This is a genomic window from Nocardioides koreensis, assembly GCF_039531775.1.
Taxonomy (GTDB): Bacteria; Actinomycetota; Actinomycetes; order Propionibacteriales; family Nocardioidaceae; genus Nocardioides; species Nocardioides koreensis.
In genome coordinates this window covers 111216-134107 of record NZ_BAAAQR010000012.1, presented here as the reverse complement: position 1 = coordinate 134107, position 22892 = coordinate 111216, and the positions used below count along the sequence as shown (strand labels likewise).

At 73.3% G+C, this 22892-nt stretch carries 21 protein-coding genes; 4 read left to right on the top strand and 17 right to left on the bottom strand.

What is annotated here, in order from left to right:
• Positions 1-131: 131 nt before the first annotated feature.
• Together ABD268_RS17990 and ABD268_RS17985 are read right to left on the bottom strand one after the other, a co-directional pair.
• The gene (locus ABD268_RS17990) at positions 132-848 is read right to left on the bottom strand and encodes a TIGR03936 family radical SAM-associated protein (protein ID WP_344155478.1); all 717 of its coding nucleotides are present in this window, start codon (positions 846-848) and stop codon (positions 132-134) included.
• A 96-nt stretch (positions 849-944) separates the two neighbouring features.
• Positions 945-2135, bottom strand: a complete 1191-nt coding sequence (locus ABD268_RS17985; RefSeq protein ID WP_344155476.1) for a winged helix DNA-binding domain-containing protein — start codon at positions 2133-2135, stop codon at positions 945-947.
• A 54-nt stretch (positions 2136-2189) separates the two neighbouring features.
• Here ABD268_RS17985 and ABD268_RS17980 point away from each other — a divergent pair, with 54 nt between their 5' ends.
• Both ABD268_RS17980 and ABD268_RS17975 read left to right on the top strand, forming a co-directional pair.
• Positions 2190-3404, top strand: coding sequence for an MFS transporter (locus ABD268_RS17980; RefSeq protein WP_344155473.1), 1215 nt, complete (start codon positions 2190-2192; stop codon positions 3402-3404).
• A gap of 62 nt (positions 3405-3466) precedes the next feature.
• Positions 3467-4006, top strand: a complete 540-nt coding sequence (locus ABD268_RS17975) for an NUDIX domain-containing protein (protein ID WP_344155470.1) — start codon at positions 3467-3469, stop codon at positions 4004-4006.
• 65 nt (positions 4007-4071) lie between these two features.
• Here the strand turns inward: ABD268_RS17975 and ABD268_RS17970 are convergent, their stop codons facing one another.
• On the bottom strand, positions 4072-6024 hold the full coding sequence (locus tag ABD268_RS17970) for a TIGR03960 family B12-binding radical SAM protein (protein ID WP_344155467.1): 1953 nt from the start codon (positions 6022-6024) through the stop codon (positions 4072-4074).
• Between the two features lie 120 nt (positions 6025-6144).
• Here ABD268_RS17970 and ABD268_RS17965 point away from each other — a divergent pair, with 120 nt between their 5' ends.
• A complete protein-coding gene (locus tag ABD268_RS17965; protein ID WP_344155464.1) occupies positions 6145-6621 on the top strand; it encodes a DUF4188 domain-containing protein in 477 nt (158 codons plus the stop codon).
• A 3-nt stretch (positions 6622-6624) separates the two neighbouring features.
• Here the strand turns inward: ABD268_RS17965 and ABD268_RS17960 are convergent, their stop codons facing one another.
• The 13 genes from ABD268_RS17960 to ABD268_RS17900 form a co-directional block, all read right to left on the bottom strand.
• Complete coding sequence (locus ABD268_RS17960; protein WP_344155461.1) at positions 6625-6783, bottom strand: hypothetical protein; 159 nt, start codon at positions 6781-6783, stop codon at positions 6625-6627.
• 52 nt (positions 6784-6835) lie between these two features.
• Entirely contained in the window at positions 6836-7753 is a 918-nt protein-coding gene (locus ABD268_RS17955) for a TIGR03086 family metal-binding protein (RefSeq protein WP_344155458.1), read from the bottom strand.
• A complete protein-coding gene (locus ABD268_RS17950; RefSeq protein WP_344155455.1) occupies positions 7753-8730 on the bottom strand; it encodes a hypothetical protein in 978 nt (325 codons plus the stop codon). Before ABD268_RS17950 ends, ABD268_RS17955 begins: the two co-directional genes overlap by 1 nt.
• 69 nt (positions 8731-8799) lie before the next feature.
• Positions 8800-10503 (bottom strand): MDR family MFS transporter, encoded by a 1704-nt coding sequence (locus ABD268_RS17945; RefSeq protein ID WP_344155452.1) that lies wholly within the window; start codon positions 10501-10503, stop codon positions 8800-8802.
• A gap of 73 nt (positions 10504-10576) precedes the next feature.
• Entirely contained in the window at positions 10577-10909 is a 333-nt protein-coding gene (locus ABD268_RS17940) for a TfoX/Sxy family protein (RefSeq protein WP_344155449.1), read from the bottom strand.
• 26 nt (positions 10910-10935) lie between these two features.
• Positions 10936-12132 (bottom strand): rod shape-determining protein RodA, encoded by a 1197-nt coding sequence (rodA, locus tag ABD268_RS17935; RefSeq protein ID WP_344155446.1) that lies wholly within the window; start codon positions 12130-12132, stop codon positions 10936-10938.
• Position 12133: 1 nt separating this feature from the next.
• Positions 12134-14281 carry a penicillin-binding protein 2 gene (gene mrdA / locus ABD268_RS17930; RefSeq protein ID WP_344155443.1) on the bottom strand — a complete coding sequence of 716 codons (2148 nt, stop codon included), beginning with the start codon at positions 14279-14281 and terminating at the stop codon, positions 12134-12136.
• On the bottom strand, positions 14281-14781 hold the full coding sequence (gene mreD, locus ABD268_RS17925) for a rod shape-determining protein MreD (protein WP_344155614.1): 501 nt from the start codon (positions 14779-14781) through the stop codon (positions 14281-14283). Before mreD ends, mrdA begins: the two co-directional genes overlap by 1 nt.
• A 5-nt stretch (positions 14782-14786) precedes the next feature.
• Positions 14787-15758 (bottom strand): rod shape-determining protein MreC, encoded by a 972-nt coding sequence (gene mreC / locus ABD268_RS17920; protein WP_344155441.1) that lies wholly within the window; start codon positions 15756-15758, stop codon positions 14787-14789.
• Positions 15758-16786, bottom strand: a complete 1029-nt coding sequence (locus tag ABD268_RS17915; RefSeq protein ID WP_344155438.1) for a rod shape-determining protein — start codon at positions 16784-16786, stop codon at positions 15758-15760. The genes mreC and ABD268_RS17915 overlap by 1 nt, the downstream gene beginning before the upstream one ends.
• 122 nt (positions 16787-16908) lie before the next feature.
• Positions 16909-19710, bottom strand: coding sequence for an ATP-binding protein (locus ABD268_RS17910; protein WP_344155435.1), 2802 nt, complete (start codon positions 19708-19710; stop codon positions 16909-16911).
• A 207-nt stretch (positions 19711-19917) separates the two neighbouring features.
• The gene (gene ndk / locus ABD268_RS17905; RefSeq protein ID WP_344155432.1) at positions 19918-20325 is read right to left on the bottom strand and encodes a nucleoside-diphosphate kinase; all 408 of its coding nucleotides are present in this window, start codon (positions 20323-20325) and stop codon (positions 19918-19920) included.
• A 10-nt stretch (positions 20326-20335) separates the two neighbouring features.
• Positions 20336-21073, bottom strand: coding sequence for a pyridoxamine 5'-phosphate oxidase family protein (locus tag ABD268_RS17900; protein ID WP_344155429.1), 738 nt, complete (start codon positions 21071-21073; stop codon positions 20336-20338).
• Positions 21074-21144: 71 nt separating this feature from the next.
• Here ABD268_RS17900 and pdxR point away from each other — a divergent pair, with 71 nt between their 5' ends.
• A complete protein-coding gene (gene pdxR, locus ABD268_RS17895) occupies positions 21145-22482 on the top strand; it encodes a MocR-like pyridoxine biosynthesis transcription factor PdxR (RefSeq protein ID WP_344155426.1) in 1338 nt (445 codons plus the stop codon).
• Positions 22483-22500: 18 nt separating this feature from the next.
• On the opposite strand, the gene ABD268_RS17890 is transcribed toward pdxR, so the two are convergent.
• Positions 22501-22875, bottom strand: coding sequence for a DUF4233 domain-containing protein (locus ABD268_RS17890; protein WP_344155423.1), 375 nt, complete (start codon positions 22873-22875; stop codon positions 22501-22503).
• Between the last annotated feature and the right edge of the window lie 17 nt (positions 22876-22892).

The window sequence follows — 22892 nt, the reverse complement described above, 5'->3', positions numbered from 1 at the left end:
TCTGGCGAGGACGTACACCCACTGTGCCGACCCCGGGCGGGGACGGCGAGAACGTCGTCGGGTCGACTCGTGGACAGCAAGCCATCCGTCGTCAACCACGGCGAGTATCGCACACGCCACCCGAAAGGGTCCTATACCGAACCGCGCAGCGGGTCACCGATCTCGCCGGTCGCCTCGTCCAGCGGGCCCTGCGCGAGCCGGGTGAGCAGCGGCGACTCACCCGCGGCGAGCCCGGAGACCGCCGCGAGCCCGGTCAGGACGTCGTCCGGCCGGACGGCGGGAACCGTGTGCCGGAGCACCAGGTCGAGGCAGGCGCCGCGCTCGTGCGCGGCCGCCCCGAGGGACACCACCGCCGCGCGGCAGTCGAACTCCCGCATCCCCTTCTTGGTCATCCGCTGGACCGGGACCGACTCGGTCGCCAGGAACCGTTCGACGGCGCCCTCGGCCTCCTCGACGGGTGTGGCGATCTCCAGGCTCCAGCGACTCGCCTCCAGGCGGTCGGCCAGGGATCCGCCCGGCGACTCGACCACCTCGAGGATGTCCAGGCCGTCGGGCAGCGACTCCTCGAGCGCCACGTGGATGCTGTCCGGGGTCACAACCTCGGCCAGCGCGATCTCGAGGTACTCCGCCTCGCTCGCCGACCCGGTCGGCGCCGCGCCGGCGTAGGAGATGCGCGGGTGCGGGTTGAAACCCGAGGAGTAGGCCATCGGGACACGGGCCCGGAAGACCGCCCGCTCGAACGCCCGGCTGAAGTCGCGGTGGCTGGTGAAACGCAGTCGTCCCCGCTTGGCGTACCTCACGCGGAGTCGCTGGACCGGTGGGGCCTGCTGCTCGGGCTGTTCACGCATCCGCAAAGGTTAAGGCTCGAACCCGCAGGCTGCGCAGTCGCGGCTGGCCGGGGGTCTGGCGGCCCGGCGGTGAACAGGCCACCGTTCACCCGAGAGTCAGACGCCCAGCCGCGCGGCCGCGGCCTTCATGGCCGGTGAGGGGTAGACCGTGCTCACCCGCGTGCCGGCCAGCCAGGTCGTGAGCCGGGAGGCCTCCGCCTCCAGCGCGTCCCGCCCCGCGGCCGGCACCTCCTCGAGCAGCTCCAGCCGCACCACGCCCTCGGCGTCCTGGACCCAGCACCCCACGACGCGGCCGTCCCACCAGGCGGTGGTGCCGGCGTTGCCGTTGGTGTCGAACAGGGCGGGTCCGTGCGGGCCGAGGAAGAACCCCCGCTCCTTCCAGCCCATCACGGTCGGGTCGAGCACCGGCAGCAGCGCCGCCCACGGTCCGTCCCAGTCCACCGGCTCCGTGTCGCCGGGCAGCACCCAGCCCACCGCGTCGCCATCGAGCGAGACCTGGACCGCCCCGACGTCGGCCAGCGCCCGCTTCACCGCGCCCGCCGTCGCGCCCAGCCACCACTGCAGGTCGGCGGTGGTCCCCGGGCCGAAGGACGCCAGCCAGCGCGCGACCAGCTCGGCGTACCCCTCGTCGGCCTTCAGCGGGGTCGCCTCCTCCCCCAGCCAGTGGTGCATCAGCGTCCACCGGGGCCGCGAGAGCCGCCAGTGACCGCCGTTGGGGCCGCGCACGATGGCCGCCTCGACGCCCAGCTGGGTCAGCACCCGGGGCGCGATCGGGAAGTTGCCGCCGTAGGACTTGCCCACCGCCATGTCGATGCGGCCCTGGAGCTCGGGGACCTGCTCCCGCAGCTCCTGTGCGCCCAGGGCAGACCCGTCGGCCAGCCGGTCGAGGACCGCGGCGCACGCGGCATCGAGCCAGATCGACCCGTCCTCGGCGATCCCTGCCCGCTCCACGTCCTTCGCCAGGCGTGTCCGCTGCTGCGCCGCGACACGGGCCGAGGCGATGCCCCACGCGGCCGGGAGCAGGTCGCGGGGGAAGACGAACAGCGTGCGCCGCATGGCCAGCTGCTTGACCAGGGACCGCTCGGCGTAGAGCACCCGGTCCACGTCGTCGTGGGTGACGCCGTCGACCCGCGCGAACAGCGAGAGGTAGACCGTCGCCGGCTCGGTCGAGTGGAGCACCGTCATCGCCCGGGTCGCCGCGACCGGGTCCGCCACGCGCTGCCCGGGAGCGACGGCGTGGCGGCGCGCGAGCCGGGCCCGCCGCTCGTCGTCGGGGATGTGCTGCATGCACTCATCCTGCCCGAGCCCGCCGACAACCGGGGCCCTGCGAGGATGGGACGAGTGACCGCCCGGCGTACCTCCCTCGTCATCCTCACCGGACTCGTCCTCCTCTCGCTGAACCTCCGCCCGGCTGCGGTCAGCGTCGGTCCGGTCCTCGCCGAGGTGCGGTCGTCGCTGGGGATGTCGCCCGCGGCCGCCGGGCTGCTCACCTCGCTGCCGGTGATCGGCTTCGCCGTCTTCGGGGCCCTCGCCCCCGCGGCGGCCCGCAGGATCGGGGTCCACCGGGTCACGCTGCTGGCGCTGCTCGCCGCGGTCCTCGGGCTCCTCGGCCGGGCGGTCAGCGACAGCGAGGCGCTGTTCCTGGTCCTCTCGCTCGTCGCGCTCGGCGGCATGGCGATGGCCAACGTGCTGCTGCCGAGCCTGGTCAAGCTGCACTTCCCCGACCGGATCGGCCGGGTCACCGCCATCTACACGACCGCGCTCGCGGTCGGGCTCACCGGCGCGCTCCTGATCACCGTCCCGCTGTCCCAGGCGGCCGGCTCCTGGCGCTGGGGGCTCGGGGCGTGGGCGGCGGTCGCGCTGCTCGCCGCGCTGCCCTGGGTCGGGCTGGTCACCCACGACCGGAGCCTCGAGCCGACCGCGCGGTCGATCCGGTCGGCCGACGTCGCCCGCACCCGGCTGGGGGTGGCCATGGCGCTCTTCTTCGGGCTGCAGTCGCTGCAGGCCTACTCGGTCTTCGGCTGGTTCGCCCAGCTGTGGCGGGACAACGGCTACACCGCCGGCCAGGCCGGCGCCCTGGTCGCGCTGGTGGCGGCCATGTCGATCCCGCTGTCGTTGTGGGCCCCGGCCGCCGTCGCGCGACGCACCGACCAGCGCGCCATCCTGCTGGCGATCATGGCCTGCTACCCGCTCGGGTACGTCGGACTGATCATCGCCCCGCACGGCTTCGCCGTCCCCGGCGCGATCCTGGTCGGCATCGGCGCGGTGACCTTCCCGATCGTGCTGACCCTGATCGGGCTGCGCGCCCGGACGCCGCAGGGCACCGCCGCGCTGTCGGGGTTCACCCAGTCCACCGGCTACCTGATCGCCGCGCTCGGACCGTTCGCGATGAGCGCGTTGTACGACGCCACCGGGGCCTGGACCGCTCCCCTGCTGATGCTGACGCTGCTGATGGTCCCGCAGATCGCCCTCGGGCTGTACGTCGCCCGCCCGGCCGCGATCGAGGACCAGATCCCCCGTCGCGAGTCGCGCCCCTCCGATGCGCACTCACGATGAGCGGTTCCCCGGCCGCGCGGCGCGCGAGCGAGAGTGGCTCGCGGCTGCCCATACTGGCTCGCATGGAGACCCTGGGCAGCCATCAGGTGTACGCCAACCCCTGGATCGCGGTCCGGGAGGACGCCGTGCGTCGCTCGGACGGATCCACCGGCACCTACTGGGTGGTGGACACCTCCGACATCGCGCTGGTCATCCCCGGTGACGGCGACCGGCTGCATCTCGTGGAGCAGTACCGCCACCCCGTCGGTGGCCGACGCTGGGAGTTCCCCTCCGGGAGCGCAGACGAGCGCCTCGACCTGGACGCCACCGAGGTCGCCGCGCGCGAGCTCCGCGAGGAGACGGGACTCGTGGCCGGCAGCCTGGTGCCGCTCGGGACGCTCGACGTCACACCCAGCACGTTGAACCAGCGGTGCAGCGTCTTCCTGGCCACCGACCTGACCCAGGAGGCGCCGCAGCGCGAGCAGGCGGAGCAGGACATGCGGTCGGCCTGGTTCTCGCGTGGTGACATCGAGCGCATGATCAGGGACGGCGCCATCACCGACGCGAAGTCGCTGGCGGCGTACGCGCTGCTGCTGGTGGGCGGAGCGTCATCGCACGGCTGAACCGGTGGGTGGCTGCCGGCCGGCTGCGCACCGGTCCGCTGACGACCGGCCTCGTGCGGGCGGGGTCAGACCACGCTGAGCGGGAGCAGCTTCTGCCCCGTCGGGCCGATCTGGATCTCGGTGTCCATCTCCGGGCACACCCCGCAGTCGTAGCAGGGCGTCCAGCGGCAGTCCTCGACCTCGACGTCGGAGTCGGGGTCGATGGCGTCCTCCCAGTCGGCCCACAGCCAGTCCTTGTCGAGGCCGGAGTCGAGGTGGTCCCAGGGCAGGACCTCGTCGTACTCCCGCTCGCGGGTGGTGAACCAGTCCAGGTCGACGCCGGTGGGGGCCAGCGCCTTCTCGGCCGACTCGATCCAGCGGTCGTAGGAGAAGTGCTCGCTCCAGCCGTCGAAGCGGCCGCCGTCGCGCCAGACCTGCTCGACGATCGCGCCGACCCGGCGGTCGCCCCGCGAGAGCAGCCCCTCGACGATCCCGGGCTTGCCGTCGTGGTAGCGGAAGCCGATGGCGCGGCCGTACCGCTTGTCCTCGCGGACGGTGTCGCGGAGCTTCTTGAGCCGTTCGTCGGTGGTCTCGTGGTCGAGCTGCGCGGCCCACTGGAACGGCGTGTGCGGCTTGGGCACGAAGCCCCCGATCGAGACGGTGCACCGGATGTCGTTGCGGCCGGAGACCTCCCGACCCTTGGCAATGACCTTCTTCGCCAGATCGGCGATGGCCAGCACGTCCTCGTCGGTCTCGGTGGGCAGGCCGCACATGAAGTAGAGCTTCACCTGCCGCCAGCCGTGGGAGTACGCCGTGGCGACGGTGCGGATCAGGTCCTCCTCGGTGACCATCTTGTTGATCACCTTGCGCATCCGCTCCGAGCCGCCCTCGGGCGCGAACGTCAGGCCCGAGCGCCGACCGTTGCGCGAGAACTCGTTGGCGAGGGTGATGTTGAACGCGTCGACGCGGGTCGAGGGCAGCGACAGCGAGACGTTGGAGCCGTCGTACCGGTCGGCCAGGCCCTTGGCGACGTCACCGATCTCGGTGTGGTCGGCCGAGGAGAGCGAGAGCAGGCCGACCTCCTCGAAGCCGGACTTGCGGATGCCGTTCTCGACCATGTCGCCGATGGTCTCGATCGAGCGCTCGCGCACCGGGCGGGTGATCATGCCGGCCTGGCAGAAGCGGCAGCCGCGGGTGCAGCCGCGGAAGATCTCGACGGAGAAGCGCTCGTGCACGGTCTCGGCGAGCGGCACCAGCGGCTTGGCCGGGTAGGGCCAGGCGTCGAGGTCCATCAGGGTGTGCTTGCGCACCCGGAACGGGATGCCGGGCCGGTTCGGCACGACGGCCTCGATCGAGCCGTCCTCGGCGTACCCCACGTCGTAGAACTTCGGCACGTAGACGCCGCCGCTGACCGCGAGCCGGCGCAGCAGCTCGTCGCGCCCTCCCGGGCGGCCCTCGCCCTTCCACTCGCGCACCACCTCGGAGATCGCGAGCACGACCTCCTCGCCGTCACCGAGGACGGCTGCGTCGAGGAAGTCCGCGATCGGCTCGGGGTTGAACGCCGCGTGGCCGCCGGCCAGCACGACCGGGTCGTCCTCGCCGCGGTCGACCGCGTGCAGCGGGATCCCGGCCAGGTCGAGGGCGTTGAGCATGTTGGTGTAGCCGAGCTCGGTGGAGAAGCTCAGCCCGAAGAGGTCGAAGTCGCGCACCGGGCGGTGGGCGTCGACGGTGAACTGCGGGATCGGCCCGTCCGCGTCGCCCTCGCGCATGACCTGCTCCATGTCGGGCCACACGGCGTAGGTGCGCTCGGCGACGACCCAGTCGCGCTCGTTGAGCACTTCGTAGAGGATCTGCACGCCCTGGTTGGGCAGGCCGACCTCGTAGGCGTCGGGGTACATCAGCGCCCAGCGGACCGTCTCGCCCTCGGGCGCGCAGTCCCAGTCCTTGACCGTGGAGTTCAGCTCGCCGCCGACGTACTGGATCGGCTTCGAGACCGACGACAGCCGTGGCTCGAGACGGGCGAACAGGCTCTTGGACACAGCAGTTCCTCACAACGGATCGGGGATCGACCTAGGGTACGTCGCCCGTCCGGCCGCGGGCGAACCGATGCAGGCCGGTCGACCCTTGTCGGCGCGCGCGCCGGGCGGGAGCATCCAAGGATGGCGCAGGTGCGACCGGGTCGCTGGGCGGCCCACATCGACGGCGACTTCGTGGTGTTCCTGATCGGCGCGCGGATCGACGTACGACATCCGGTCCGCAGCCTGCGCGACCTCGGGGGCGTGCGCGGGATGCCGTACATGCTCAAGCACCTGGGCCAGCATCCCGAGAAGGGCCTGTTGGGCTACGAGACCTACGGGCTGACGATGAACGTGCAGTACTGGCGCTCGTTCGAGGACCTCGAGCGGTTCGCGAACGACGACGACGCCCCGCACCGGCCGGCGTGGCGCAGCTACTGGAGGCGCGTGGGCCGCGACCCCAGGTCGGGCATCTGGCACGAGACCTACCTGGTGCGCGCCGGGGAGTACGAAGCGGTCTACGGCAACATGCCGCCCCACGGCCTGGGCAGGGCCGCGGGACTGGTGTCGCTGACGGCGGGGTCCTCGGCGCGCGGCCGGCTGAAGCGGCTCACGCGCTGAGGGTCACGGGGTCTCGCGGGCGAGCTTCTCGAGCGCCGCGCGCGCCTCGCCCAGCTCGCGCTGGGCCTCGGTGATGAGGTCCTCGAGCCCAGCGGCGCCGAAGCGGTTGGCGACGACGTGGACCGCCTCGACGATGGCCGGGTCAATGGTGTGCTCGGTCATGGCTCCATCCAAGCATGGGCGGAGGGGGACCTCCGAGCGAGGTGGGACGGGGTCAGCCCTTGACGTACGACAGCTTCTCGGCGACCCGCCCGTCCCGCAGCCGGAGCACGTCGACCCCGCGGACGTGGCCGGGCGTCCCCTGCTCGTCGGTCCAGTCGAACCGCCACCGCAGCACGCCGCGGTCGCCACAGACGAACAGCTCCTCCTCGGTGAAGACCGCCTCCCGGGTCTGCCCGAAGAGCTCGTCCCACACGGCGCGCACGGCCTCGGCACCCTCGTGCCGGCGCCCGTCCGGGGCCGGCCCGGTCGCCTCGAACACGCAGTCGTCGGTCATCAGCGCCATGATCTCGTCGACGTCGCCGCTGCCGAAGGCTGCGGAGAACCGGGCCATGGCGGCGTGGTTGGGGCCCCACTCGGAGTCCCGGCCGGCGCTCGCGAGCAGGTCGCCCTGGGCGTCCCCGTGCGACGCGGCGCGGGGACCGACGACGCCGGCCGCCCGGTAGAGCTCCTCGCGCTCGGCGAACCAGGCGGACACCTCGGCCACGAGGGCCGGATCGAGCCGCGGGTCGCCGCCCGTCGCCACCGCCAGGTCCCAGCCGTGGATCAGGTGGTCGGCAGCCAGCTGGAGGACGTACTCCTCGAGCTGCTCGTCGCCGTAGGACAGGTGGACGGTGGCGCCCTCCGGCGGGGAGTCGGCCACCGCGCGCGTGGCGTCGGAGGCGGCCGCCAGGGCGCTGCGGATCGGGTCCCCGCCCAGCAGGTCACCGTCGAACCGGTGCCCCACCTCCTCGATGGTGCGGCCCGAGACGAGCGGCGCGGTCCACAGGTCCTCCGCGCACACGTGGTTGACGAGCTCGCGGACGGTCCAGTCACGGCAGGGAGTGGGGTCGTCCCAGCGATCGGCCGGGACCGCGTTGACGCGCTCCGCCCACCCCTCCACGGTGCGGGCGTACAGGGTCTTGAGATCCATCAGGGTTCGCCTCTCTCGAGCGTGGTTCGTGCCGCGCGGACCCACCAGTCGAGGTCCGCCCTCTCGCGCCGCCTCGTCGCCGGGTCCGGGTGCTCCGCAGCGTCCAGTGCCTTGTTCCAGCCCAGCCAGACGAGGCCGGAGAGCAGGGCCAGCCGCACCGACCTCTCGTCGGCCGCGGGGCCCGCGGCCCGCCGGTACGCCGCCAGCAGCGCCTCGCGGCTCGGCTCCACGACCGAGGAGCAGCCGGCCAGGAACCGGGCCACGTCCAGCGCACCCGGCGCCGCCGTCGGCATCGCCCAGTCGAGGAGCACGAGGTCCTCGCCCTCGAAGGCCATGTTGACCGTGGCGGCGTCACCGTGGGTCAGGGTGACCGGCCCGGACGCGAGCGCGGCGACGAGGGGACGCACGTCGTCCAGCAGCCCGAGCACCGGACCGGCCACGTCGGAGGGGACGGCGTCGGCGAAGATCTCCCACCCCCGGCAGGCGAGGGCCATCAGCTCGCTGCCCTGGGCCGCGAGGCCCCGGATCCGCCGGGGTGCGAACAGGGTGAGCACCAGCTCGAGCGGCGCCAGGTCCGCCGGCGGGTCCCCGAGGAACCGTCGGTGCAGCGTGGCCAGCCGCTCCATGACGGCCACGGCCTGCGCCGCCGGCAGCCGGTCCTCCCACGTCAGGACGGCGTCGCCCAGGTCGCGCATCACCAGCACCGTCGTGGCGCCCTCGAGCCACCCGTCGACCACGGCATGACCTACGCCGTCCGGCAGCGCGTCGAGCACCCCGGAGCGCCACAGCAGGTACTCGCGCGAGGGGCCCCCGCCGGTCAGGTCCAGGGTGAAGTCCGCACCGGGCGTCACCCGCTTCACGAGCAGCACGCGGCCGTCGGCGAGCCGGACCCGCTCGAGACCGGCTCCCGACTTTCCCTCATGGCCCGAGACCGCACGACGCTCAACGGCCTCGCGCAGCAGCTCTGCAGGCGCCACACCGCCACGGTCGCACCCCGGCGAGTGGTTCACCATGGCCCAAGCGGGCCGTTGGGATGATGACGGGACTCAGCGCACCTCGTCCTCGCGCGGGGCGGCGGCCGCCAGGCCCTCGGAGCGGGCCGCCGCACTGGCGGAGGTGGCCCGCAGCTCGACCTGCGGCATCAGCAGCAGCACCAGGAAGGCGAGGAAGGCCACCACTCCGGCGATCAGGAAGACCGTGGACATCGAGTCCGCGAAGCCCGCCTTGAAGGGGTGGGCCAGCACGGCGTCCATCCGGCCGATGATCGACGAGTCGTCCTGGACCTGGCCCAGGACTCCCCCGTCGGGCGTCGGGTGCTGGAGCGACTCGACGACCGCCCGGTCCAGCGGGTCCGCCAGCACCTGCGGGTCGTGCACGGTCGCCGACCAGGCAGCGGTCCGGGACTCCGTGCGCACCGCGTCGGCGATGTTGCCGCCGACGCTGCCGAACAGGATGGACAGGAAGATCGCGACACCGAGGGTGCCCCCGATCTGCCGGAAGAACGTCGCGGAGCTCGACGCGACGCCGATGTCGCGGGGCGGCACCGCGCTCTGCAGGACCAGCAGCAGCGGCTGCATGCAGTTGCCGAGGCCGAGGCCGAGCACGAACATCGACAGCAGCACCAGGACCAGGGGCGTGTCGGCTCCCGCCAGCGAGAGCAGGAGCAGTCCGGCGGTGATCAGCAGGGATCCGGCGATGGGGAACGGGCGGGTGCGACCGGTCCGCGAGATCACCTGGCCGGAGCCGATCGATGCGGCCATCATCCCGACCACCATCGGCAGCATCAGGAAGCCCGCCTCGGTCGGTGAGGCGTCGTGGACGATCTGCATGTACAGCGGCAGCAGCATGATGCCGCCGAACATGGCCATGCCCACGATGACGCTGGCCGCGATGGCCACCGCCGCCGGGCGGATCCGGAAGATCCGCAGCGGGATCAGCGCGGCGTCCCCCATCCGGGCCTCGGCCGCCACGAAGGCCACCAGCCCGACGGCGCCGACAACGTACGCCGTGACCGAGCGCCCGGAGCCCCAGCCCCACGCGCGACCCTGCTCGGCCACGGTCAGCAGCGGCACCAGCGCGACGACCAGCCAGGTCGCTCCCCACCAGTCGATCCGGACCTCGCGCCGCTCGTGGTGCAGGTGCAGGGTGCGGGCAACCACCGCCAGCGCCGCGATGCCGATCGGCACGTTGACCAGGAATACCCAGCGCCAGCCGGCCACGCCCAGCAGCACGCCCTGCCCCGCGAAGAAGCCGCCGATCACCGGCCCGAGCACGCTGGAGGTGCCGAACATCGCCATGAAGTAGCCGGTGTAGCGAGCGCGCTCCCGGGGCGAGACGATGTCGCCGACGATCGCCAGGACCAGCGTGAACAGGCCACCGGCACCGATCCCCTGGAAGGCCCGGAACGCGGCGAGCATGTACATCGAGGTCGCGAACGAGCACAGCGCGGAGCCGACGATGAAGATCGTGATCGCGAACATGAACAGCTTCTTGCGGCCGTAGAGGTCGCCGAGCTTGCCGTAGATCGGCGTCGCGATCGTCGAGGTGATCAGGTACGCCGTGGTGACCCAGGCCTGCACCGACAGCCCGTGCAGGTCGTCGGCGATGGTCCGGATCGCCGTGCTCACGATGGTCTGGTCGAGCGCCCCGAGGAACATGCCCATCATCAGGCCGGACAGGATCGTCAGCACCTGTGCGTGGGAGTACTCGCCGGTCTCGGCCGGTGCGGGGCTCGTGGGGCTCGTGCTCATCGACCTCGAGCCTAGGGCCGCCTTGGGTGTCGCTGCCCAGGGTGCGGACATGTCCGCGCAGCCCTGGGACCCGCTACTTGGGCGGGAGCGTCCGGGCGTACGCCAGGCCGTGGTCCACCCAGCGGCGGAGCTCCTCGTCGGTGCCGAGCACCGCGACGTCCACGCGCAGCCACCCGTCCATCTCCCGGCCGCGCATCTCGAAGCGACGCACGTGCTGGCCGTCCACCAGCGACTCGGTCCGGGTCGGTTCGATGCGCAGCAGGAGACCACCTTGGCTGCTGGCGCTCACCGCCATGTTCCCGTTCACGAGGAAGGCGAGCCCGCCGAACATGCGCTTCTCGCTCAGGCCCGGTTCACCCTCCACCAGGTCCCGGACCCGGTCCGCCAGCTCCTCGTCGTACGCCATGTCGGCAGTATCCCGCTGCGACCCGCTCAGCGGGAGACGAGCACGCGGACCGGCATGACGTAGCGCGTCGGCAGCGAGGCGGTCGAGCGCAGGTGGATGTTCTGGAGCAGCCCGATAGCGAGCATCCCCGCGAACATCGAGCTGCCGCCGTACGACACGAACGGCAGGGGCACGCCGGTGACCGGCATGATGCCCAGGCACATGCCGACGTTCTGGAACGCCTGGAAGCCGAACCAGCAGGCGATCCCGGCGGCGGCGACCCGGCCGAAGACGTCGTCGGTGTGCCGGGCGATGGCCAGGGCCCGCCAGATCACGATGCCGAGCAGCGCGATCAGCACCCCGGCCCCGACCAGGCCGAGCTCCTCGCCCGCGACCGTGAAGATGAAGTCGGTGTGCTGCTCGGGCACGAAGCCGGCCCGGGTCTGCGAGCCGTGGAAGAGGCCCTGCCCGAAGAGCCCGCCGTTGCCGACCGCGATCCGGGCCTGCTCGGTGTTGTAGCCGGCACCCTGGGGGTCGAGGTCGGGGTTGGTGAAGGCCATGAACCGGTCGACCTGGTACTGCTTGAGGAACCCCGCCGCGATCCCGGCCGCCGCCGCGGTGACGCCGCCGATCCCGAGCAGGGCCAGCCAGCGACGCGGCGCGCCGGAGGTCGCCAGCACGCCGAACACGGTCGCCGACAGCACCAGCATCGTGCCGAGGTCGGGCTGCAGCATGATCAGCGAGGCGGGGACGCCGGCGACGACGAGCATGCCGACCACCTCGACGGTGCCGACCTGGTTCTGCCAGCGTCCCTCGGCGCGCTCGGCCACGATCAGCGCCATGCCGATCACGACCGCGAGCTTGGCGAACTCCGAGGGCTGGATGGACATGCTGCCCAGCTGGAGCCAGGACCGGGAGCCGTTGATCGTCGAGCCCATGGTCAGCACCAGCACCAGCCCCACGATCGAGGCGAGGTAGACCAGCGGGGCCACGATCCGTACCCAGCGGTGGTCGGTGGCCATCACCGTCACCAGCAGCACCAGGCCGATGGCGACGTTGACCAGCTGCTTCTTCAGGTACGCCGTGGGGTCGCCGAGGGTGAGGTCCTCGCGGTGGGAGGTGGCCGACCACACCAGCAGGCTGCCGAGCGTGACCAGGGCGAGCACCGCGAGCATGAGCAGCCAGTCGAGGCCGGGGGCGCGCAGGGTCGTGCGGGCGGAGCGCGGGCTGGGGGCGAGGGGCATGTCAGTCCTCCCGGGCGGGCGGCAGGATCGAGCCGTCCTTCATGAACGTGGGCAGTCCCGCGGGCGGGACCGTGCCGGGGATGGCTGCGTGGCCGGGGTCGACGTTCATCCCGTCGATGCCGTAGAGCGCCTCCCAGATCTTGCGCACGGCCGGGCCGGACGTGCCCGAGCCGGTGCCGGCCTGGCTGACCATCATGATCACGACGTAGTTCTCGTCGAAGGTCGCGACCCAGGAGGTCGACTGCTTGCCGTAGACCTCGGCCGAGCCGGTCTTGCCGCGGATGTGCACCGTGTCCAGGGGGAAGTCGATGAACTTCCAGGCCAGCGTGCCGACCCGGGGCGTACCGAGCAGGGCCTGGTTGACGTAGCGCAGGCTCGCCGGCGAGGCGTCGACCTTGCCGCTGGAACGGGGCCCGAACCGCTTGAGCACCTTGCCGTCGGCGCTGACGATCGCCTTCGCGATCCGCGGCTGCCACAGGGTGCCACCGTTGGAGAGGGCGGCGTACGCGCGGGCGAGCTGCAGCGGCGTCACGATCGTGTCGCCCTGGCCGATCGAGTAGTTCACCGCGTCGCCGGCGCGGTAGTAGCTGCCCTCGAGGCAGAACTCGTGGGCGAAGACCCGCAGGAAGGAGCTGGGGGCGTTCCCCTTGCGGTCCATCGTGCAGTAGTAGCTCTTCATGGACTTCCAGTAGGCGAGCTTCCAGTGCCGGTCGGCGATCCGGCCGCTGGCCTCGCCCGGCAGGTCGATGCCGGTCTCGCTGCCGAAGCCGAAGTTCTTGGCCTCCTGGACCAGCGGGTCCTTGGCGTCGACGTTCGTCGGGTCGGAGCCGTACTTGTTCCAGTAGTGCAGCCCGACCCGGTAGAAGAACGTGTCGCACGAGAGCTGCAGCGCGCGGTCGAAGCCGATCATCCCGTAGGAGGCCGACTCGTAGTTCTTGAACCAGCGGTTGCCGACCTGGAGCCCGCCGGAGCAGTCCAGCCGGGTCGAGGGCGAGAAGCCGTTGTTGAGCGCGCCGACGGTCATGATCGGCTTCCACGTCGAGCCGGGGGCGAACTGGCCCTGGGTGGCCCGCGCCAGCAGCGGGGTGCCGGCCGCGTCGGAGTACAGGTGGGCCAGCTGCTTGTCGGTGATCCCGCCGACCCACACCGAGGGGTCGTACGTCGGCTGGCTGGCCATCGACACGATCCGCCCGGTCTTCGCCTCCATCACCACCACGGCGCCGGAGTCGGCCTTGTAGTTCATGTGGGTGACCGGGTCGTAGGTCTGCCGGGCGAGCTTGATGGTCTGCGCGAGCTGCTTCTCGACCACGCCCTGGACCTTGGCGTCGATCGAGGTGACCAGGGTGTCGCCCGGCTGCCCGTCGACCTCGCTGTCGTCGCCGAGCACGCGGCCCATCGAGTCGACGGCCACCCGCTTGTAGCCGGGCATGCCGCGCAACCACGCGTCGTACTGCTTCTCGACGCCGGCCCGGCCGACCGAGGAGGCGCCGTTGACCGAGCGGTCGCCGTCCCTCTGGGCCTGGTCGTACTCCTTCTCGGTGATCGGGCTGAGGTAGCCGAGCACGTGGGCGAGGTTGACCCCGAACGGGTGCGGGTAGGCCCGCACGCTCTGCCGCTCCGCGACCACCGACGGGAAGTCCTCGGGCTGCTCCAGGATGCGCAGCGCGATCCCCTGCGGGACGTCGGTGGCGACCGGGACCGGCTGGTACGGCGAGCCGTTCCAGCAGGTGCCCGTCACGCTGCCCGGGTCACCGCAGGTGACCAGGCGCTTGCGGATCGTGCCGGCCTCCTGGTCCACGACCGAGGCGAGCCGCTCGACCAGCTTCTCGCGCTGGGCGTGCGACATCTTGTCCAGCATGCTGCGGTCCACCGAGACCACCCACGAGGTGCGGTTGGCGACCAGGGGGCGGCCCATGTCGTCGACGATCAGGCCACGCTGGGGCTGCACGACCACCTCGCGCACCGACTGCGAGGCGGCCTGGGCGTGGTACTCCTCGCCGCCGACGACCTGGAGGTAGTACAGCCGCACGAAGAGCGTGGCGAAGAGGGAGAAGACCAGCGCCTGGATGACGAGCAGCCGCAACCGGCTCTTGGTCGTCGCGGTGGCGGAGAGGCGGCCCGACGGGCTCCCCGGGTTCGAGGGCGCCATCACGCGGTCCGGGCCGGCTCGAGGGCCTGGAACATCCGCATCACCAGCGGCAGCACGAAGGGCGTCAGCAGCACGTCCCACACCACCGCGACGAGGATCACCCGGAGCAGGTCGGGGACGCCCAGCGCGGGGTCACGCAGCACGAGGCCGCTGATCGCGAAGACGGAGGTGCCGACGAACGAGGAGGCGGCCACGGTGGCCACCACGGCCATGGCGGTCGGCCGGACGTCCTGGCGGACCCGGCCGGCCAGGTACCCGACGACCACCAGGGCCAGGGCCCACCGGCCGGCCACGTGGTCGGCCGGCGGGGCCAGGTCGAGCGCCACGCCGGCCAGGAAGCCGAGGACCGCGGCGAACTGCGGGCCGCGGGTCAGCGCCGCGCCGACGACGACCAGGAGGCACAGGTTGGGGACGATGCCCTGCCAGGCGAGGTGCGGGAAGACCGTCACCTGCAGCACCAGCGCGAGCGAGACGGCCAGGGCCGCGACGACGCCACGCATCAGGCTCACCGCATGCTCCCGTCCGCCTCGATGACGGCCCGGTCGCTGTGGGTGCCGGACGGCACGACCACGCCGACCAGGTCCAGGGAGCCGAAGTCGACGTACGGGTCGATGACGGCGCGCTGGGTGCTCTCCCGGACGCTGCTGTAGACGCTGGTGACCCGACCGACCGGGACCCCGGCGACGTACGGCGCGCCGTCCTCGCTGCCCCAGGTCACCACCGTGTCGTGCTTCGCCGGCACCTCGGACTCGTCGACGAGCTCGAGGTCGAGGCGGCCCGCATCACCGACGACGCCGCGGCCGTGCAGGAAGCCGACCTCCATGCTCTCCCCCACCCGGCCGCCGACCACCGAGTCGGTGTCGACGACCAGCAGCACGGTCGCGGTGGTGCTAGTGACCCGCAGGACGCGGCCGACCAGCCCGTCGTTGTTGATGACCGTCATGTCCGGGCGGATGCCGGCCCGCGATCCCGCGTCGATGGTGACCGCGTCGGAGAAGGACTGGGCCGGGCCGAGTGCGACCACCCGGGCCGGGACCAGCGCGTAGCCCAGGTCGTCGGCGGCGGCGGTGAGGCCGTCGTACTCCTGGAGGCGGTTGCGGTCGTAGTCCGCGGTGGCGGCCTGCGAGCGCAGCCGGGAGTTCTCGGCCTCGAGCCGGGCGACGTCGTCGTTGAGGTCGCCGCGGGAGCGGAACCAGTCGGGCACGGCCGTGAACGGCCGGATCGCGGTGGCGGTGCCGGTCTCGACCGGGCCGAAGACCTCGCCCACCCCGCGCCGGGCCGACTCCACCGGGGAGTCGTCGCCGCCGTGGTAGTCGAGGGTGATGAGCGTGAGGCTGGCCAGCACCAGCGCCACGAGCAGCGAGCGCGAGGGGCGGGACCGCTCGTCGAGCCGGCCCGCGCCGCTCCAGCGCCGCTCGCGCCGCCCCCTGAACCGGCCGAGCCTCGCGGTCCGGTGGCCGAGCTTGTCGAGACCCATCAGTACCGCCGGGGGTCGGAGACGAGGACCTGCTGGAGCGCCTCGAACTCCTCGACGCACTTGCCCGCCCCGTGGGCCACGGAGGTGAGTGGGTTCTCGGCGACGTGGACCGGCATGCCGGTCTCGTGGCGCAGGCGCTCGTCGAGGCCGCGCAGCAACGCGCCGCCACCGGTCAGCACGATGCCGCGGTCCATGATGTCGCCGGCCAGCTCGGGCGGCGTCTGGTCGAGCGTCGCCCGGACGGCGTCGACGATGGCGTGCAGCGGCTCCTCGAGGGCCTGGCGGACCTCGGCGCTGGACACGACGACGGTCCGCGGCAGGCCGGAGACCATGTCCCGGCCGCGGATCTCCGCCTCGGGCTCGTCCGGCAGCGGGAACGCCGAGCCGAGGGTCATCTTGACCTCCTCGGCGGTGCGCTCCCCCAGCATCAGGGAGTACTCCTTCTTCATCCACGCGACGATGGCCTGGTCGAGGTCGTCGCCGGCGGTGCGGATCGAGAGGCTGGTGACGATGCCGCCGAGCGAGATGACGGCGACCTCGGTGGTGCCGCCGCCGACGTCGACGACCATGTTCCCGGTGGCCTGGTGGACCGGCAGCCCGGCGCCGATCGCGGCGGCCATCGGCTCCTCGACGATGTAGACCCGGCGGGCGCCGGCCTGGTAGCCGGCCTCCTTGACGGCCCGCTGCTCGACCGCGGTGATGCCGCTGGGCACGCAGATGACCATGCGCGGCTTGGCGAAGTACCGGCGGCGGTGCACCTGCTGGATGAAGAACCGCAGCATCTGCTCGGTCGCCTCGAAGTCGGCGATGACGCCGTCCTTGAGCGGGCGGATGGCGGTGATGTTGTCGGGGGTCCGCCCGATCATCCGCTTGGCCTCGTGCCCCACGGCCAGGATCTCGTTGGTGGTGGCGTTGAGCGCGACGACGCTGGGCTCGTCGAGCAGGACGCCCTTGCCGCGGACGTAGACGAGGGTGTTGGCGGTGCCGAGGTCCACGGCCATGTCCCGGCCGATGAAGCTGTTCGCCATGTGCTGCCGCCCTGGAGGAAGATGGTGCTGCTGGGAAGGGAGTGGCACAAGGCTAAGGAGCGGGACGGGCGCTCCCCGGCAGGACACGCGGGCCCGCCCGCCGGCGAATTGCCGCCGGCCGCTCAGGAGCCGTCGCGCAGCGCCGCCGCCAGCTCGTCGCGGGAACCGATGCCGAGCTTGCGGAAGGCCCCGCGCAGGTGGAACTCCACGGTCCGGCGGCTGAGGAACAGCTCGGCGGCGATCTGGGGGTTGCTGCGCCCGGCCGCGGCCAGCTCACAGACCCGCTGCTCGCTGGGGGTCAGCGACTCCGGCCCCGACAATGCCGCGCGCCGCGGGCGGCCGCCCGCGGCCGTCATCTCGGCACGGGCCCGGTCGCGCAGGCGGACCGCCCCGAGCCGCGTGGCCGCGTCCAGCCCCTCGCGCAGCACCTCCCGGGCCTCGCTGCGCCGGCCGGCGCGGCGCAGCGCAGCGCCCAGGTCGATCCGCGCACGGGTCTCCTCGAGGCGGGCCGGCGAGGCGGCGAGCGCCTCGACCGCCTCCCGGAGCAGGTCGAGCCCGGCCTCGCCACCGACGACCAGCGCCTGGGCCCGCAGGGCCACGCCGATCGGCCGACGGGCGCCGTACGCACGGGCCAGGCGCACCTCGTCGGCCGCGAGGGCGAGGGCCTCCTCCACCTCGCCCACCGCGTGGTGGGCCAGCGCCGCCTCCGAGCGCCAGGGCAGCACGGTCGGGTTGACCAGGAACGGCAGGCTCGCCGAGGCCGCCACGGCCTTCACCAGGTGCTCGCGGGCCGCCCGGTGGTCCCCACGAGCAGTGGCGACCCGCCCCCGGGCGACCTCGATGGTGGCGACCCCGACGGCGTCGGCGCCGTGCCCGGGCGAGTCCGGCTCGTCAACCACGGCCTGCGCCTCGTCGAGGCGGTCCAGCTCGACGAGCGCCACGGCGCACCAGAAGCGCGCGAAGTGGATCTGGCCGTTCCAGCCCCCTCGCCACGGCTCGATCGCGGCGAGGGAGTCGTCGACGGACTCCTCGAGCCGCCCCGACCAGTAGCGCGCCCAGGCCCGGCCGAAGAGCAGGTTGGCCCTGCCCAGGTGGGATGCCTGGCGGTCGGCCACCGCCAGGCCACGAGCGACCTCCTCGTCGCACTCGTCGAACAGGTCCGACCAGATCAGGCAGCCCAGTGACACCATCAGGTCCAGGCCGATCCCCTGCTCGCGGAGCATCGCGCCGTCCGCGAGTGCACCGCGAGCCAGCCGGCGGGTCTGCTCGTGGTCGGTCACGCCCATGACGCTCGCGAGGGCGAGGTGGGCCTGCAGGAAGCGGCCGCCCTCCAGCTGCTCGTCCGGGACGTCGACCAGGTCCGGGCCGACCTTGCCGCCCGGGCGCAGCGTCTCCATGGCGAGCCGGCAGACCCGCAACCGCGAGTGCAGCTCGGCGTCGCCGCCGCGTTGTTGCTGCAGGGCGCGGTCGAACACCTCGGCGGCCTCGTCGTACTTCCCGCTCTGGAACAGCACGTCGCCGATCCGGATCAGCACGGCCGACTCGGTCTCGGGGTCCACCGCGGCTCGCGACGCCTGGTCGAGCCGCTCCAGGGCGCTGAGCCTGCCGGTGAGGAGCTCGGCCTCGGCCAGCTCGGCGAGGACGTGGGCCCGCTCGGCCTGGGCCGGGGGCTCCTCGAGCGCGCGCTCGAGGTAGCGGCAGGCCGACTCGGCCGCGCCACGGGACCGGGCGGAGTCCGCCGCGGCACGCAGCGTGCCGACCGCCCACGCGTCGCCCGCGCGCGTGGACCAGATCAGGTGGGCCGCGACCTGCTCCGGGCCGGCGCCGTCCCCGTGGGCGAGCGCGGCCGCCCTGCGGTGCCGGGTGCCGCGCTCGGCGTCCGGGATGGCGCTGCGGACCGTGGACTGGATGAGCGGGTGCGCGAAGGCGGGCGGATCGCTGGAGGCCAGCACGCCCGCCCGGACCAGGGCGTCGGCGGCCGAGGCGGCGTCCTCGGTGGGCAGCCCGGCCAGCGCGGCCACGCGGCGCAGCGGGGCCCCGGGCTCGAGCACGGCGACCGCCTCCGCGACCGCCCGGCCGGCCACGCCGACCCCGGAGAGGCGCAGGCCGGTGGAGCGCTGCAGCGAGACCGACGAGATCTCGTGCAGCCGCTCGGCAGCCGGCTCGTCGGTGGCGGCCCCGCTCGTCGCGACCGCCTGCAGCAGCTCGTTGAGCAGCAACGGGTTGCCGCCGGTCACGCGCGCGCACTCGGCGCAGAAGCTGTCCGCGGCCTCGGGGAAGCGACGACGTACCAGCTGGCCGCACGCCTGCGCCGACAGCGGCCCGAGCGTGGTGCCGCCCTGTCCCACCTCGACCAGCAGCCGGCCCAGCAGGTCGGCGACCTCGGTGGGCTCGCCGGTGCGCACGGTGGCGAGGAGCGCGACCGGGAGGTCGACCAGGCGCTGCGCCAGGTAGAGCAGGAACGTCACCGAGGACCGGTCGCCCCAGTGCAGGTCGTCGACGACGACCAGCCACGGGTCTCCCCCGCCCGCGCCCACGAGCTCGGCCACGAGTCGGTACGCCGCGTGCACCAGCTCGAGCTCGTCGGTGCCGGCCGCGGGTGCTCCGTCGAGCAGCGCGACGGCTGCCCGGGCCGGCCCGGCGGCCAGCGCGGCCCGCTCCCGCGGCGTCACCCGCGCCAGCGCGGGCTCGAGGAGCTGCCGGACCAGGCCGAAGGAGAGGGTGGCCTCGATCGGGTGCCCGGTCGCCCGCGCCACGGCGATGCCCTCCTGGTCCGCGATCGCCGCGGCCTCACGCAGGATGGTCGTCTTCCCGATCCCCGCAGCCCCTTCGAGGACGAGCAGCCCACCGGTGCCCTCGCGGGCACCTTCGAGCAGGGCCATGACCTGGTGGAGCTCCGTCGCCCGTTCGACCAGCCCGATCATGGAGGCGATCCTGCCCCTCCCGGGCCTCGGAGGAAAGGAAAACCCGGCGAGACACACCGGTGTGGCTCGCGGCTGTGCTCACCTACGGTGCGCATGCACGGCGCGGGTCGTCGTCTGGCTGGCGACAGGGGGCAGCCGGACGAGGCCCGCGTCTGCAGCGGCTGTCGGGCCGGCGGTCGGGCCGCCGCTACCGCTCCGCGCGCCCGGTCAGAGGCTCGGGAACCAGATCTTGATCTCGCGCTCCGCCGACTCGGAGCTGTCCGACCCGTGCACGAGGTTCTCGCGGTTGGACAGCGACAGGTCCCCGCGGATCGTGCCCGGGGCCGCCTTGCGGCCGTCGGTGGCGCCGTTCAGGGCCCGCACGACCTCGATCGCCTCGTCACCCTCGAGCACCATCGCGACCAGCGGCCCGCTGGTGACGAAGGTCCGCAGCGGCGGGTAGAAGTCGCGCTCCACGTGCTCGGCGTAGTGCTCGTCGGCCTTGGCTGCGTCGATGGTCCGGTGCTCCATCGCCACGATGGTGAGGCCCTTGGCCTCGAAGCGGGAGACGACCTCCCCCACCAGCCCGCGGCGGACGGTGTCGGGCTTGAGGAGGACCAGGGTGCGCTGCGTCATGAGCCGCACCCTATCGAGTGGCGCGCGCACCGGCCGCGGCCGGCTCCGCATCCTCACCGGCCCGCAGCCCTGGGCCACCGAGCTGGTGCGCCCGGGCTGCCACGTCCGCGGGCACCGGCCCGTGGGAGTCGTCGTCGGGGACCGGGTCGCCGGCCACCAGGCGCACCGGCACGTGCCCTCCCCAGATGCCGGCGGCCACGTCGTCGGGCTCGTCGACAGGGCCGCCGTCGCGGGCCTTCAGCGACGCCTCGTGCAGGGGTACGGCGAGCACGGCGGTCGCGGCGAGCTCCTTGCGGGTGTCGGGCCGCAGCGTGGGCGACCGCCCCGGGACCATGTGGTCCACGATCAGGGCCAGGGCCCGCGCTTTCTCGGCCGGGTCGTCGACCAGGCGCGCCCGCCCGATCACCACGGCCGAGCGGTAGTTCATCGAGTGGTGGAAGGCCGAGCGGCCCGCGACCAGCCCGTCGAGCTGGGTGACGGTCACGCACACGGTCGTGTCCGTGGCGCCGCGCAGCCAGCCCGCGGCCACGGACCCGTGCACGTAGAGCGTGCCGTCGCGGTCGGGGCCCGCCGGGTCGACGGCGTACGCCGCGGGCAGCACGACGGGGTGGCCACCCATGACCACGCCCACGTGTGCCACCAGGGCGTCGGTGAGCAGCGCGTGCATCTGGTCGCGGTCGGCGACGGCGCGGCTGCGGCCCCGGTTCACGGTGGTGCGCGGGGACGGGGAGAGCGGGGTCGTGGGCACGGGACTATCGTCGGGTCCCCAGTGGCCTGCCGTCACGGGCCAATCCGGACCCAGTCGAACAGGACAATTCGATGTCCCACTCCCCTTTGCCGGTGCGGCTCGACCGCAGCGACCACGTGCCGCTCGGCGTCCAGCTGTCCGGCCAGGTCCGCGACCTCGTCCTCGCCGGCACCCTCGTCCGGGGTGACCGGCTGCCCAGCACCCGGGCGCTGGCGGCCGAGCTGGGCGTCGCCCGCTCGGTCGCCGAGCAGGCCTACGACCAGCTGCTGGCCGAGGGCTGGCTGGAGGCGCGACGGGGCGCCGGCACGTTCGTCGCCTCCGACGGCGGTCCGGCGCTCGCCGCGCCGGTCCGGCGTCGTACCCCCACGCCGCGGCGGGACCTGGTGTCGCTGGACGCGGGCACTCCCTGGATCGACCCGCGGCACCGGGCCGGGTGGCGCCGGGCCTGGCGGGAGGTCTCCACCGCCTCCGCGCCGCGCGGGTACGACGACCCCCGCGGCCTGCCGGAGCTGCGCAGCGCACTCGCCGACCACGTGGCGCGGACCCGCGGCCTGGCGGTGGACCCGGACGAGCTGGTCGTCACCAACGGCACCACCGACGGGCTCCGGCACGTGCTGTCGGTGGTGCCGGCCGGCCCGGTGGCGCTCGAGGACCCCGGCTACCGGGCCGCGGTGGAGACCGTCCGGGGGGCCGGTCGCGGGGTCGTCGACCTGCCGGCCACCGCCCCGGTGACCGACCTGGGCGGCGTGGTGGCCGCCTACCTCACCCCCGCCCACCAGCACCCGCTCGGCCGCGTGATGCCCGCCGCGGACCGGCTCTCGGCCCTCACCGCCGCCCGCGCGGCGGACGCCCTGCTCGTGGAGGACGACTACGACTCGGAGTTCCGCTATGACGTGGCGCCCGTCCCCGCCCTGGCCACCCTCGACCGGTCCCGGGTCGCCTACCTCGGCACCGCCTCGAAGTCGGTCGCGCCGAGCCTGCGCCTGGGCTGGCTGGTGCCACCCCCCGACCTGCTGGAGCACGTCAACCTCCGCCGGGCGGTCACCCACGACGCCGCGCCCTGGCCGGTGCAGCGGGCGTTCGTGGCGCTGCTCCGCGAGGGCTACGTGGACAAGGTCGTGCGGACCGCACGACGGGTGTACGCCGAGCGCGCCCCGCGCGTGGCCGCCGCCCTGTCCCCGTACGCCGAGCTCGCCGGTCCACTGGCCGGGATGTACTCCACGTGGCTGCTGCCCGAGGCCGAGGCCCGCCGGGCCCGGGACTCGGCGCGACAGGCCGGCTTCGGGGTCAACCTGCTGGCCGACTACTGCCGCTCGGCCACGCTCACCGGCCTGGTGGTCGGCTTCGGCGGGTGCACCGACGAGCAGCTGGACCGGGCACTGGAGGCGCTGACCCGGCCGCTGCGCTGAGCGCCGCCCGGGGCGGGATCAGTCGCGGCCGGCGTCGAAGGCGGCGTACGCCTCGGCGCGCTCGCGCTCGATCTTGCGACCCAGGAAGTACGCCGTTCCCCACAGCAGCGCGAACAGCGCTCCGAGGAAGAACATCAGCGGGATGACGAACCCCAGGGCGATCGCGGCCGCCTGCACGATCCAGCCGAGGGTGTAGGCCCACTCGGCGCGGAGCATCCCCGCGAGCAGCAGGCAGGCGACCGTCAGGCCGAGCCCGATGGCCAGGGCGGTGCCCCGCGCCACGTCGGAGACCGAGATCATCACCGGCGTCGTGAGCCCGAGGGTGATCGCCTCGAGGCAGAGGATCGCGGCGCACATGCCGCGGCGCGGCGAGCGCGTGCGGTCGTCACTCATTCGGGGCCCCCGCGGAA

Excerpts from the sequence above, each read along its gene's own strand:
- ABD268_RS17990 (WP_344155478.1), bottom strand. The coding sequence starts at position 848 with ATGCGTGAACAGCCCGAGCAGCAGGCCCCACCGGTCCAGCGACTCCGC.
- ABD268_RS17985 (WP_344155476.1), bottom strand. The coding sequence starts at position 2,135 with ATGCAGCACATCCCCGACGACGAGCGGCGGGCCCGGCTCGCGCGCCGC.
- ABD268_RS17975 (WP_344155470.1), top strand. The coding sequence starts at position 3,467 with ATGGAGACCCTGGGCAGCCATCAGGTGTACGCCAACCCCTGGATCGCG.
- ABD268_RS17965 (WP_344155464.1), top strand. The coding sequence starts at position 6,145 with ATGGCGCAGGTGCGACCGGGTCGCTGGGCGGCCCACATCGACGGCGAC.
- ABD268_RS17960 (WP_344155461.1), bottom strand. The coding sequence starts at position 6,783 with ATGACCGAGCACACCATTGACCCGGCCATCGTCGAGGCGGTCCACGTC.
- ABD268_RS17955 (WP_344155458.1), bottom strand. The coding sequence starts at position 7,753 with ATGGATCTCAAGACCCTGTACGCCCGCACCGTGGAGGGGTGGGCGGAG.
- ABD268_RS17945 (WP_344155452.1), bottom strand. The coding sequence starts at position 10,503 with ATGAGCACGAGCCCCACGAGCCCCGCACCGGCCGAGACCGGCGAGTAC.
- ABD268_RS17940 (WP_344155449.1), bottom strand. The coding sequence starts at position 10,909 with ATGGCGTACGACGAGGAGCTGGCGGACCGGGTCCGGGACCTGGTGGAG.
- rodA (WP_344155446.1), bottom strand. The coding sequence starts at position 12,132 with ATGCCCCTCGCCCCCAGCCCGCGCTCCGCCCGCACGACCCTGCGCGCC.
- mrdA (WP_344155443.1), bottom strand. The coding sequence starts at position 14,281 with ATGGCGCCCTCGAACCCGGGGAGCCCGTCGGGCCGCCTCTCCGCCACC.
- mreD (WP_344155614.1), bottom strand. The coding sequence starts at position 14,781 with ATGCGTGGCGTCGTCGCGGCCCTGGCCGTCTCGCTCGCGCTGGTGCTG.
- mreC (WP_344155441.1), bottom strand. The coding sequence starts at position 15,758 with ATGGGTCTCGACAAGCTCGGCCACCGGACCGCGAGGCTCGGCCGGTTC.
- ABD268_RS17915 (WP_344155438.1), bottom strand. The coding sequence starts at position 16,786 with ATGGCGAACAGCTTCATCGGCCGGGACATGGCCGTGGACCTCGGCACC.
- ABD268_RS17910 (WP_344155435.1), bottom strand. The coding sequence starts at position 19,710 with ATGATCGGGCTGGTCGAACGGGCGACGGAGCTCCACCAGGTCATGGCC.
- ndk (WP_344155432.1), bottom strand. The coding sequence starts at position 20,325 with ATGACGCAGCGCACCCTGGTCCTCCTCAAGCCCGACACCGTCCGCCGC.
- pdxR (WP_344155426.1), top strand. The coding sequence starts at position 21,145 with ATGTCCCACTCCCCTTTGCCGGTGCGGCTCGACCGCAGCGACCACGTG.
- ABD268_RS17890 (WP_344155423.1), bottom strand. The coding sequence starts at position 22,875 with ATGAGTGACGACCGCACGCGCTCGCCGCGCCGCGGCATGTGCGCCGCG.